The organism is Micromonospora jinlongensis (genome assembly GCF_013410645.1).
GTDB classification, from domain to species: Bacteria; Actinomycetota; Actinomycetes; order Mycobacteriales; family Micromonosporaceae; genus Micromonospora; species Micromonospora zamorensis.
Genome location: NZ_JACCHK010000001.1, coordinates 1698832 through 1711223, shown reverse-complemented (window position 1 = coordinate 1711223; position 12392 = coordinate 1698832). Strand labels below are relative to the sequence as shown.

At 72.1% G+C, this 12392-nt stretch carries 8 protein-coding genes; 5 read left to right on the top strand and 3 right to left on the bottom strand.

The window, feature by feature from the left end:
- The first annotated feature begins 64 nt into the window (after positions 1-64).
- Complete coding sequence (locus HNR22_RS07260) at positions 65-643, top strand: sigma-70 family RNA polymerase sigma factor (RefSeq protein WP_343059717.1); 579 nt, start codon at positions 65-67, stop codon at positions 641-643.
- Between the two features lie 83 nt (positions 644-726).
- Here HNR22_RS07260 and HNR22_RS07255 read toward each other — a convergent pair whose 3' ends face one another.
- Positions 727-6189: an ATP-binding protein gene (locus tag HNR22_RS07255; RefSeq protein ID WP_179779678.1), complete on the bottom strand. Its 5463-nt coding sequence runs from the start codon at positions 6187-6189 to the stop codon at positions 727-729.
- A gap of 319 nt (positions 6190-6508) precedes the next feature.
- Here HNR22_RS07255 and HNR22_RS07250 point away from each other — a divergent pair, with 319 nt between their 5' ends.
- Positions 6509-7606, top strand: a complete 1098-nt coding sequence (locus HNR22_RS07250; RefSeq protein ID WP_179779677.1) for a DNA glycosylase AlkZ-like family protein — start codon at positions 6509-6511, stop codon at positions 7604-7606.
- A gap of 217 nt (positions 7607-7823) precedes the next feature.
- Positions 7824-8552, top strand: coding sequence for a cellulose binding domain-containing protein (locus HNR22_RS07245; protein WP_179779676.1), 729 nt, complete (start codon positions 7824-7826; stop codon positions 8550-8552).
- Between the two features lie 55 nt (positions 8553-8607).
- Here HNR22_RS07245 and HNR22_RS07240 read toward each other — a convergent pair whose 3' ends face one another.
- The gene (locus HNR22_RS07240; RefSeq protein ID WP_179779675.1) at positions 8608-9405 is read right to left on the bottom strand and encodes an SAM-dependent methyltransferase; all 798 of its coding nucleotides are present in this window, start codon (positions 9403-9405) and stop codon (positions 8608-8610) included.
- 202 nt (positions 9406-9607) lie between these two features.
- Between HNR22_RS07240 and HNR22_RS07235 the strand changes: the two genes are divergently transcribed.
- Positions 9608-10312: a hypothetical protein gene (locus tag HNR22_RS07235; protein ID WP_179779674.1), complete on the top strand. Its 705-nt coding sequence runs from the start codon at positions 9608-9610 to the stop codon at positions 10310-10312.
- Here the strand turns inward: HNR22_RS07235 and HNR22_RS07230 are convergent.
- A complete protein-coding gene (locus HNR22_RS07230; protein WP_179779673.1) occupies positions 10309-11664 on the bottom strand; it encodes a protein kinase domain-containing protein in 1356 nt (451 codons plus the stop codon). The genes HNR22_RS07235 and HNR22_RS07230 overlap by 4 nt on opposite strands.
- A 59-nt stretch (positions 11665-11723) precedes the next feature.
- On the opposite strand from HNR22_RS07230, the gene HNR22_RS07225 reads away from it, so the two are divergent.
- On the top strand, positions 11724-12269 hold the full coding sequence (locus HNR22_RS07225) for an RNA polymerase sigma factor (protein ID WP_343059716.1): 546 nt from the start codon (positions 11724-11726) through the stop codon (positions 12267-12269).
- The last annotated feature ends 123 nt before the right edge of the window (positions 12270-12392 follow it).

The following is a 12392-nucleotide window of genomic DNA, read 5'->3' as shown; positions in this document are numbered from 1 at the left end:
GGCGGCGTCCCGACGACGGCACCTCGCCATGAAGGAGCGCCCGTGGCACACAGGACGGTGGTCCGTGCGAGACGGCGTCGCTGACGACGACCAGGTGACCCGCTGGGCGAAGGAGGCGGGCCGGGGTGACCGGCAGGCCGCCACGGCGTTCGTCCGGGCCCTCCAGGACCAGGTCTGGCGGTTCCTGTCGCACCTCGCCGGGCCGGGTGAGGCCGACGACCTGACCCAGGAGACGTTCCTGCGGGCGTTCCGCAACCTGCCCGGCTTCGCCGGCCGCTCGTCGGCCCGGACCTGGGTGTTCACGATCGCCCGGCGCGTCGCCGTCGACCACGTCCGGACGGCGGTGGCCCGGCCCAGGTTGGCGTCCGTGCCGGACTGGCAGGCCGCGGCCGAGGCGGCCGGGGCGATCACCGCGGGCGCCGACGAGAGCGTGACCCTGCGCCAGCTGATCGCCGGCCTGGCCCCGGAGCGCCGCGAGGCGTTCGTCGCGACCCAGGTGCTCGGCCTGTCGTACGCGGAGGCGGCGGAAATCTGCCAGTGCCCCATCGGCACGATCCGTTCCCGGGTCGCCCGGGCACGCGAGGATCTCGCCACGGCCTGGCAGCTCGACAGTGCTCCGGGCCGCGACCGGCGGACAAGCTGAGGGTGGCAAAGGCCCTTGTTCCACACCACTACGACGTCAGCGCCACCGGTCGACAACCGGTGGCGCTGACGTCGTAACAGGCGCTAGCCCAGGCGGGCCTCGATGGCCTCGATGATGCGCGGACGCAGCTCTGCGGCGCGGATGACGGCGTCCACCGAGCCGACCTGCACGGCGCGCTGGATGTTGTGCACCCGGTCGAACTCGGTCGCCACCTCGCCGAGCTTCTCCGCGCGCACCGACGAGCGCAGCTCGTCGAGTTCCGCGGTCAGCGCGGCGCGTTCGGTGCCGGCAGCGGCACCGACGCGGGCTTCCAGGTCCCGCACGCGGGGGTCGGCCGCCGTCCGGGCGTTGACGTCGGCGGCGAACACCACCGCGGCGGCGGGTGCGCCACCGAGCACCGAGGCGAACGAGCCCTCCAGCGCGAGCACTGTCATGTTCGGGTTCAGTGCCTTCGAGAACACCACGAACGCCCCGCCGTGGTAGCGCGAGATCACGCAGAAGACGATGGGCCCCCGGAAGTTCACGATCGCCCGGCCGATCTCGGCCCCGTACTCCAGTTGCAGCTTGCGCATCGACTCCGGTGAGCCGTCGAAGCCCGACAGGTTCGCCAGCACGACGAGGGGCCGGTTGCCGCTGGCCGCGTTGATGGCCCGCGCGGCCTTCTTCGACGAGCGGGGGAACAGCGTGCCCGCCGTGTAGGTGTCCGGACCGTCGGTGGGCGGGAAGCCGTGCCGCGGCACCGACCGGGACTCGATGCCGAGCAGACAGACCGGGATGCCACCGAGGTGGATGTCCTGCACGACCGCGGTGTCCGCGTCGGCCATGCCCGCCCAGCGCTCCAGCACCGGGTGGTCCTGGTCGGAGAGAGCCCGCATTACGGTACGGATGTCGAACGGCTTCTTGCGGTCCGGGTTGGCCTCGACGGAGAAGATCTCCCCGACGGTGGCGAAGGCGCTGCCCGCCACGTCGTGCGGGAAGTCGGAGATGTCGCGGTCGGCCGGGTCGGTGGTGACCGCCCGTCGGGGCGCGTCCTCGCCGGGCGCGACGTACGTGTGGTCGTAGTGCGCCATCACCACGTCCCGGGCGGCCGTCAGGTTCGGCGCCCAGTACTGTGCCTGCCCGTTGGGCCCCATGACCCGGTCGTAGCCACCGATGCCGAAGTTGTCCTCGGCCGACACGCCACCGGAGAAGTCGAGCGACTGCTTGCCGGTGAGCACCATCGCCGAGTCCGGGGTCATCACCAGGATGCCCTTGGTGTGCATGAGCATCGTCGCCTCGGCGTTCCAGTACGGCTGCGCGCCGACGTTGATGCCCGCGACCACGATGTTGATCTCACCGCCGGCCTGGGTGAACTCGACGATCCGCTTGAGCGCCGCGGCCACCCAGTCCATGTTCTCCGTGCCCGACGTCATCGAGATCCGAGCGCCGGCGGACAGCGCCCACCACTCCAGCGGCACGTGCATCCGCTCCGCCAGGTCGAGGGCGGCGATCACGCGCCGGCACTCCGGCTCCGACAGGGCGCCCAGCGACTTCGTCGGGTCGCCGAGCAGCACCACCCGGGTGACGCCCTGCGGGTAGCGCTCGGTCGGCGTCGTGACCACCCCGGCGACGATCGCGGCGCTGTTGCGGCCCCGTGGCCGGTCCACCGGCACCAGCGCGTGGTCGTCGTCGAGGTCGTGCTCGACGAAGTCACCCAGCCGGCCGGTCAGCTCGTACGGGTACACCGTGTTGCGGCTGCTCGCGCGCAACACCTTGAGCCGGTACTCGTCTAGTGGCTCGATCGCCTCGACCGGCGGCTCGCCGACGGCCAGCTCCGCGCCGCCCGCGGCGTCGAACGAGATCCGTACGGCGATCTTGGTCAGCTCGCCGGTCCGGCGGTCGCGCTGGCGGGCGATGAACAGGATCTCCTCCAGCCCGGCTCCCGCAGTCGTCGGGCGCACGCGCCCGGCGATCATCTCCATCTCCTCGCGGGTGAGTTCGCTCGGCGGCCAGACGTAGACCACGATCCGGTTGGTGTTGAAGCGCGTCTTCGACGGCCGCAGCGACTGGGCGCGGCGGATCGAGTCGAGGCAGGCGGCGATGGCGTCCTCGGTCGTCGGCAGCGCGACCAGGCGGCCGTCCTGCTCGCGAAGCTCGGTCAGGTCACGCACCTGCGCGAACGCCACGAGGCGTTCGTCGGCCCGGTTCTCGCGCGCCACGCACTGGAAGAGGTAGACCTCCTCGTCCGACGACGGGAGCCGGGTCAGGTCGAACTTGTGCAGACGCTCCAACTGCATCCGCTGCGCGATGTACGGGTGCAGGCCGCGGATCAGCCGGTCCTCGGTCAGCTGGGCGCCCGACGGCCGGAAGGTGAAGTGGTGGTGCATCACCGCTCCACCGCGACCCGCGACGGTGGTGGTGACCCGGCGGACCTGAGGCGGCAGCGGATGCGCGGCGATGATCTCGGCCAGCGCCGCCGCCATCGCGTCGAAGTCCTCCGGCTGGTTCTCCCAGCCGAGGTAGATGTCGGCGTCGACGGAGTCCTCGTCGCCGGCCAGCTCGGCCAGCCCGCGCAGCGCGCCGCCCAACGCGTCGAAGCTCACCGCGGCGGAGACCACGCTCGAATCGGCGCGCTCGGCGACCACGAACGTGCAGCCCGCGGCCTCCTGGGTACGCACGCTGGTGAGCGCCCTGTTGCCGTAGTACCGGCGGGTCAACACCTCCAGCATGACCGCGTTGTCGAGGTGGTCGCGGACGAGCCGCTGGCCGAGCAGCCGGACCAGTGGCTCGGTGCTGCGTACCATCTCGGCGATGCGCTCGGCGCGGTCCGCCGCGTCCGGGTGCGCGTCCAGGTGCCGCAGGTGCCCACGGACCTCGGCGTATACCCGGGCGCGGTTGCGGCGCAGCAGCGGCTGGGCGAACCAGGCGAACACCACGCCGCGGGCGAGGTCGGCGACCACGGGGAAGCGGACCTGCGTCGCGGCGATCAGCCGCTCCAGCGCCAGGCCGGCGGGCTCGCGCAAACTCTCGTCCGGCGGGGTCTCCCGCAGCCAGGCCCGCAGCAGGGTCGCGATGACCGTGGCGTCGGCGGACGCGCGCTGCTGGGCGAGGAAGATCCGGAAGACGGCGGCTTCGAGGGCGGGGGAGCGCTCCAGGTCGGTGACGCCGTACCGGCCGAGTGCCTTGGCTAGCCTGGCCTGGAAGGCGTCCGGCAGCCCGGCCCGCTCCACGTCGAGGCTCTGCAGGTAGGTGTGGAAGTACTCCCGCGCACTGTGCACGTGGGCGGCGCCGCCGTCCTCACCCGTCGGCCGGTTGCGGCTCAGTTCGGCGAGGTCGGCGAACACCTCGATGAGGTCGAGTTCCGCGGCCAGTGGCCGGTGACCGGCCTCGGCGGCCTCCCGCCGCGCGGCGAGGTAGCCGTCGAGCACCCGGCGGTCGTCGTGTGGGTCGACGTCGAAGCCGAGCAGCAGACCCCGCAGGTCCTCCTGGCCGCGCCTGCCGCGCTCGTCGGCCGGAACCTTCTCGGAGGCGGTCGGCAGGTCGAGTTCGACGGTCTCGGCGGTCGGGTCGTCCGCGGTTTCCTCGGCGTCGTCCGCGAGCGGCTCCAGACGCAGCAGCGGTGCGCCCGCCTCGACCTGGCTGCCCACCGAGACGGCGCACTCCTTGAGCCGCGCCCTGAACGGTGCACGCAGCACCGTCTCCATCTTCATCGCTTCGAGCACCAGCACCGGAGCGCCCGGCTCGACCTCGGCGCCGACCTCCAGTGGCGTGGCGACGACGAGTGCCGGCATCGGGGAGCGCAGGACGCCGCCCTCGTCGCGGCTGACCCGGTGCGTCACACCGTCCACCTCGACCAGGTGGGTCGGCCCGTACGTGCCGGTGAGCAGGCGGTACCGGATGTCGTTGACGACGATCTGGCCGGTGTGCCGGTCGAACCGGTCGAGTTCGACGTCGGCGGTGCGGACGACGGTGCCCGCCTCGATGCCGACCCGGAACCGGTGTGGGCCGACCCGTGCCACGCGGGTGCGGTAGCCGACACCGCGCAGCTTGAGGTCCAGCGGCCGACCGCTGGCGTGCTGCACCTGCGGGCGCCCACCGGACGCCGTCGACAGCAGTCGCTGCCGCTCGACGCGCTCCTCCTCCTCGTACGACTCGATGGCGGCGGCCGCCAGGGCGACCGCGGAGTGGCGGTGCGTGACGAGTCGGCCCTCACCGCGGACGCGGTCGATCCAGCCGGTGTCGGCGCTGGCGTCGATCACCTCGGGTTGGTCGAGCAGGTCGAGCACGAAGCTCTTGTTCGTCGCGCCACCCTCGATCATCACCGTGGTGTTCGCCATCGCCCGACGCAGCTTGCCGAGCGCCTCGTCGCGGTCGCGGCCGTACGCGATGATCTTTGCGATCATCGAGTCGAAGTCGGCCGGGATGGTGTCGCCCTCGCTGACGCCGGTGTCCACCCGGATGCCGGGGCCACTGGGCAGGTCCAGCCGCGCGATCCGCCCCGGCGACGGCGCGAAGTCGCGGTCGGGATCCTCGGCGTTGAGCCGGGCCTCGATGGCGTGCCCGCGCTCCATCGGCGGCTCGCCGTCGAGCCGCCCACCGGAGGCGACGTGCAGCTGCGCCTTGACCAGGTCGAACCCGGTGGTCAGCTCGGTGATCGGGTGCTCGACCTGGAGGCGGGTGTTGACCTCCAGGAACGCGAACAGCCGGTCGCCGGGGTGGTACAGGAACTCGACGGTCGCCGCGCCGCGGTAGCCGACCGCGATGGCCAGCCGCTCGGCCGACGTCTTGAGTTCGGCGGCCTGCGCCGGGTCGAGCACCGGCGACGCCGACTCCTCGATGACCTTCTGGTTGCGTCGCTGCACAGAGCAGTCGCGTACGCCGAGCGCCCACGCGGTGCCCTGCCCGTCGGCGATCACCTGGACCTCGACGTGCCGGGCCCCGGTGACCAGGCGTTCCAGGAACACGATGCCGCTGCCGAACGCCCGCGCGGCCTCCTGGCTGGTCCGCTCGTACGCGTCGACCAGCTCGGCCTCGGTGCGGACCACGCGGATGCCGCGCCCGCCGCCGCCCGCGGTCGCCTTCAGCATCAGCGGGTAGCCGATCTCGGCCGCGGAGGCACGGGCGGCGTCCAGGGTCTGGACGGCGCCGCGGCTCCACGGCGCGACCGGCACGCCGACCTCTTCGGCGATCAGCTTGGAGCCGATCTTGTCGCCGAGCTGGCGCATGGCGTCCGGGCTCGGCCCGACGAACGTGACGCCGATCTTCTCGCACAGCTCCGCGAACGCCGGATCCTCGGCGACGAAACCCCAGCCGACCCAGGCGGCGTCGGCCCCGGTCTCCGTCAGGGCGCGCTCCAGCACCGCCAGATTGAGGTACGGGCGGGCAGACGCGGGACCGAGATCGTAGGCGATGTCCGCTTCGCGGACGAAGGTGGCGGTGCGGTCGACGTCGGTGTAGAGAGCGACGGTTTCGATCTGGTTGCCGGTCTCCGCGGCCAACTCGCGGACCGCGTGGATGAGCCGCATGGCGGCTTCACCACGGTTGACGATGGCGACACGGTTGAACACCCGACTGACCCCTTAGCTAGACCTTGAACTGCGTGCCGCGAGACGACGGCTCCCAGCAGTGATCACCTTTCCGGCTGGCGGCTGCCAGCGCTATGGCGCAACCACCGAACCAACCGTCTCTCAGTTGTAGGAAGTGAACAAAAGTTTTTGGCGTCCCCGCAGCCCGCGACCGCCACGGTAGCCCAGGCGGGCACCCCGATCACCTTCACCTCAGCCGGAGGGCCCGCACCGGGCGTCACGTACGGCTCGTTCCAGGTGACCCGCCCTGTCGCCCGGCCGCGTCGTCAAGGACTGTCACCCCGGGCCGGACAATGGGGAGGTGACCGTTCTCGACCCGCGGGCGCTCAACCGCGCGACGCTCGCCCGGCAGTTGCTGCTCGATCGCGCCGACGTGCCGGTCCTCGACGCCGTCGCGCACCTCGGCGGCCTGCAGGCGCAGGAGCCGCAGGAACCATTCGTCGGGCTCTGGTCGCGGCTGCGCGCCTTCGACCCCGCGGCGCTCTCGACCCTGCTGACCCAGCGCCAGGTGGTGCGTACCCATCTCATGCGCCGCACCGTGCACCTGCTCGTCGCCGACGACGCGCTGGCCTGGCGATCCCGGCACCAGGCCATGCTGTGTCAGCGGGTGCTCGGGGTCTACCGCGGCGAACTGGACGGGGTGGACCTCGACGAGCTCGCCGCGGCGGCGCGGGCGCTGCTGGCCGACGGTGAGCCGCGTTCGATGCCCGAGATCGGGCGGGCGCTCGGCGAGCGCTGGCCGACGCCGGGGCCGCAGGCCCTGGGCGAGATGGCGATGGCCCTCGTCCCGCTGACCCAAGTTCCGCCGCGCGGGGTGTGGCGGATGAAGGGCGGTGCCCGACACGCCCTGCTCTCCGCGTGGCTGGGCCGCGAGGTCCACCCGCCGACGCCGGACGGCGCCGATCCCGTCGGCCAAATTCTCGTACGACGCTATCTGGCCGCGTTCGGGCCGGCCGCCACGGCCGACGTGCGCGCCTGGTCCGGCCTCGCCGGGCTGCCGGCCGCGGTGACCGCCATACGCGACGAGCTGGTCACCTTCCGCGACGAACGCGGCCGAAAGCTGATCGACCTCGCCGACGCGCCGCGCCCCGACCCCGAGACACCCGCTCCGGTGCGCTTCCTGCCGGCGTTCGACAACGCGATCCTCGGCTACGACGACCGCAGCCGGATCATCGACGACGCCCACCGAGGCCTGTCCGTGGCCGGTGAGCGCGTGGTGCTGGTCGACGGCCGGGTCGCCGCGACCTGGAGCGTCGAGGCGGGCACGGTGACCGTCAACCCGTTGACCGGCTTCTCCCGGGCCGACCGCGCCGCCGTCGCCGAGCAGGGGCAGGCGCTGGCGCTGTTCCTCTCCGACAAGGAGAGCGACCGGGTGCGGGTCGCCGCGTCTCCCCGGTGAGGCCAGCCCCAACGGCCTTGTATCGATGCTCGTCGACTGCCATGCTGTGGTTCGGTCGTGCTCGGGAGCCAGCGCGCACCGCATCCTCTCCGGTCCACGGGACGCACGAGGTGGCCAGGCCACCGGTGCCGGGCAGTCCTCGTCGGCGGCCGGAAACCCGAGCGCGGCACCGGCTACCACCTCGGTCATCGGTGCCCGGTAACCACCGGAGGTACCGATGCTTCGCATGTTCCTCGCCGTCACGACCACGGCGCTGGCCCTCTGGGGCGGGACGAGCGGCCCCACCGAGGCGACGCCAACGCCCTCGGCCACCCCGACACCGTCGCCGACGCCCGTCTGTCCGCCGGCCCTGCCGATCACCGCCAACGTGACCGGGGTGACCACCACGAGCGTGACCATCTCGTACTCGATCTTCTTCCGACCGCCCTGCGGCTACGACCCGCCGATGACCGTCAGCCTCTTCGCCAGCCGCGAAGACGCCCAGCAGTGGCGGGCCCCGGTTGCCGTGGCTGTCTCCGGGCCGGAGCGCAACGGCTCGGTGACCATCGACCGGCTGACGCCCGACACCGAGTACTGGTACCGGTTCAGCGACGTGGAGGGCCGGCGGGACCCGTATGCGTTCTCATCGGCGCGGACCTCGCCGCTGGCCTCCTGCCGCGCGACGGCCACGATCGACGCCCGTTGGGGCAACGGCTTCGTCGCCACGGTCACGGTTCGCAACACCGGGACGGAGCCACTGGACGGGTGGCGCGTCTCCTGGCGGTGGACCGGTGACGAGCGCGTCCAGACCGTCTGGGGTGGCGTGGCCGAGGCCGTCGGTGTCGACGTCACGGTCCGCAACGCCTCGTACAACGGGACGCTGGCGTTGGCCGGCGTGACGACCTTCGGGCTGCTCGTGACGACCAGCGCCGTGCCCGACGGGTTGACGACGACCTGCGCCCGGTGAACGACGTCCGCCCCGCTCCCGCCGTGCTGGCGCGAGCGGGGCGGCGAGCTGTCGATCAGGGTTTACGGGCCACCGCGCCGTAGGCGTCGATCGCCGTGACGTCGGGCTCGTCCGGTCGCCACAGGGGGATCGGCACCAGGCCCGGCTCCACCTTCGTCAGCCCGGAGAAGCAACTGTCGAGGTCCGCCGGGCTGCGCAGGATGTACGGGACGCCGCCGCTCTGTGCCAGTCGCTCGGCACCGGAGACGACAGCCGGGCTGGTGTTGGTGCCGTCCCAGAGCACGAGGTAGCTGCCGGAGGGCATCGCGTCCATGGTCCGCTCCACGATCGAGCGCACCACGGAGAGGTCGGGCTCGTAGCCCATCACGCCCATGAACATCACCGCGACGGGCTGGTCGAAGTCGAGCGTCTGCGCCGCCTCGGCGAGGATCTTCTCCGGGTCGTGGTAGTCGGCGGGCACGTAGGTGGTGACACCCTCGGACGTCGTGCTGGCCAGCAGCGCCCGCGCGTGCACCAGCACCATCGGGTCGTTGTCCACGTAGACGATCCGCGAGTCGGGCGCGACCCCCTGGGCGACCGCGTGCGTGTTCTGCATGGTGGGCAGGCCGGTGCCGATGTCCAGGAACTGCCGGATGCCCGCCTCGGCGGCCAGGTAACGCACGGCCCGCACCAGGAACAGGCGCGACTGCTGCGCCATGAGGACGATCTCCGGGTAGACCTCCGCGACCGCGTCGCCGGCCGCCCGGTCGGACTGGAAGTTGTCCTTGCCGCCCATCCAGTAGTTCCAGATCCGGGCCGCGTGCGGCACGTCGGGCTGAAGCTTCGCGGTGAGTTCGGCGTCCGGGCCGGCCATGCCAGGCTCCTATCGAGGGGTCGTCGGCGGGAGATCACCTCTGCGGTGTGACCGGGATCGTACTCCGGCCGGGTCCACTGTCGACGCCGTGGCTGGCGCAGGACGGCAGTGTGCCTACGACCCTGGTAGGAGTTTCGCGTGAACCAATGCCCATGGCGGGGCATCCAACCCTGTGACAGACCTGCGGAGAAAGGGACCAGCCATGCGCGGCAAGCTGCTTTCCGGTGTGGTGCTCACCCTCACCTTCGTCAGCGGGTGCACGTCATCCGTCGACCGTGTCGGCGGCGAGGCAGTCCCCGCCGGCTCTCCGGCCGGCAGCGCGAGCCCGTCGACACCGGGTGCTCTGGCGCCGACCAGCTCCGGGCCGAGTGCTCCGGCCACCCGTAGCCCCACCCGGGAAGCCCCGGTCACCCGCACCTCCGGGCCGGCCACTCAGGAGAGCGAGATCCGGCGGACCAACTGGCCCAACGCGGTGATCCGCGGTCTGAAATTCTGCGGTGAGTCCGACGACTCCGTGTCGTTCCGCAACGGGTCGAACGGCCTCGACGTGCCGTGCAGGATCCTGCCGGGCGGTGCCCGGCCGGTGTACGCCGAGTTCATCGTCGAGGAACCGGCGAACGCCCCGTCGACCGAGGACGCACTGGTCCTCGTCGAACTGGGCAACCCCGACGCCGCACGGCGGCAGGCCCTCGTGCCCGTCCAGCTCGCGGACAACGGCCGGAACCGGCAGGCGTGGCCGGTCATCCTGGGAGACGACTCCAGCCCGACCGGCGACCGGGTCATGACCTTCGTCTCGTACCGGGTGGTGGGCGAGAACGTGGAGGCCACCGTCCGCAAACTCGACGGCAACACCGAGACGCGGCGGTGGCGCAAGGCCGACGGCAGCGGAAACTGGGAACGGTACTAGCGTTGCGCGACCATCGACGTGTCCACCCGCAGCGTGCCGAGGACCTCGTCGGTGCGGTCGACGCCGTCGGTCTGCTTGACCTGCACGTACACGCCGAACGAACCATCGGCCGCGACAAGGGTGACCTCGCTGAACGACGTGTCCGTGCCCCCGCATCGCGCCCAGTGCGCGACACTCCCGCCGAGGGTGCCGACGGTGACCGTCCGGTCGGCGGCATCCGTGCAGCCACTGTGATCGGGCAGCGTCGGCTCCACCGCGCGCAGGGTGCGGCTCACCCCGACGAAGACCCCCGGTGTGGGGCTGTCCACGTCGGACCACTCGCCGAGGTCCCTCCCGATGAGCAGGCCGGGGCCACGCTCCTCGGCGAGACCGATCACGGCCGGATCCCAACCGCGGTCGCGCAGTTGTCCCGCCCAGCCGTCCGGCACGGCCAGCGAGACGGCACCGGACGCGTCGCCCACCCGCGTCCAGCCGTGCGGTGCGGTGGCGGCGGTGGCCGACCCGGCCATGACCAGCGTCGAGCCCACGGTGGCGACGGCGGCGAGGGACCGGCTAATGCGCCGCGACGGCGGCCGGGCCGCGACCCGACGCGTGGCGAGCAGACCCTCCAACGCCGAGGCGTACGCGGCCGCGGTTGGCCAGCGGCGGCCCGGCTCACGATGCAGAGCTCGGCGTACGGTGCGCTCCACGGCGGCGGAGGCGCGGGGTGTCGCCTCGACCGGCTGCCCCGGCGGCATCCCGGTCAACATGTGGCGTGTCAGGGCGCCGATCGCGTACACGTCGGCGCGCACGTCGATGCCACCGCCGGGGACGAGCTGCTCGGGGGCCATGTAGGCGGGCGTGCCGGCGACCACCGTGAAGCCGGACGCGTGCGCGAGCGTCTTGGCCAGCCCCAGGTCGGCGACCAGCACACGCCCCCCGGCGGTGTCGAACAGGACGTTGGAGGGCTTGAGGTCGCGGTGCAGCACACCGTTGTCGTGCAGGACGGCCACCGCCCGGGCGATGTCGGCGGCGATGCGGAGCGCCTCGCGTACCGGCAGCGGCCCGTCGTTGAGCCGGTCGGCGAGCGTGCCGCCCGCCGCGTACGTCATCACCAGGTATGGCCGACCGTCGGGCAGCTCACCGATGTCCAGCACCCGGACCAGGTGGTCGGAGTCCACCTGCCGCATGAACCGGGCCTCCTGGCGGAAACGACCCCGGATGTCGGCCCGCTGCGACCAGTTGTCGGCGAGCACCTTCACGGCCACCGGCGAGCCCAGCTCGTCGTCGTACGCCAGCCACACGGTGGCGAACGCGCCGGCGCCGACGGGGTGCGCGATGCGGTAACGGCCGACCTGTGCGGGGATGGACACGACCGTATTATCCGGCGACCGGGACTCCGGTGACGCCCACGAGCGGGGGAGCGCGGGTGGTGAACGAATCTGACACCGAGGAACTGGCGAGGCGGGCGGCGGCCGGCGACAGCGCCGCACTCGACGCGCTGCTGGCCGCGATCGGCCCGCGGGTGCTGGAGCAGTGTTGGCGGTTCCTGCCCTGCCGGCAGGACGCGGAGGAGGCGGCGCAGGACGCGTTGGTGCAGGTGGCCCGGCACATCGAGCGGTTCGAGGGGCGGTCACTGTTCTCGACCTGGTTGCACACCGTCGTCGCCAACTGCGCCCGGCAGACGTACCGGTCGCTGCGGCGGCGGGCAGCCGAGCAACCGAGCGCGTTGCTGCCCGTCGAGGTGGCCGACCCCCGTACGACGAGCGTCATCGCCGGATCCCGCCTCGACCTTCTGGACGCGCTGGACCGGCTGGAGGCTCACCGGCCGGAGCTGGTCACGGCACTCGTGCTCCGCGATCTGTGTCAGCTCGACTACCAGGAGATCGCGGGGCAACTGGGCATTCCGGTCGGCACGCTGAAGTCCCGGATTCATCACGCCCGTCGGCACGTGCGGGAGTCGTTGCAGGGCGGCTGAGCGAAGCGTACGCCGATCTGCGGGTTTGCCCTCGATCGAGTGACATCGTTTGACTTGTGCGGCGAATGCATCTTTGATGGTCGATGTCTATCGTTCGGTGCGGTCGGGCGCTCGGTCGTCCGG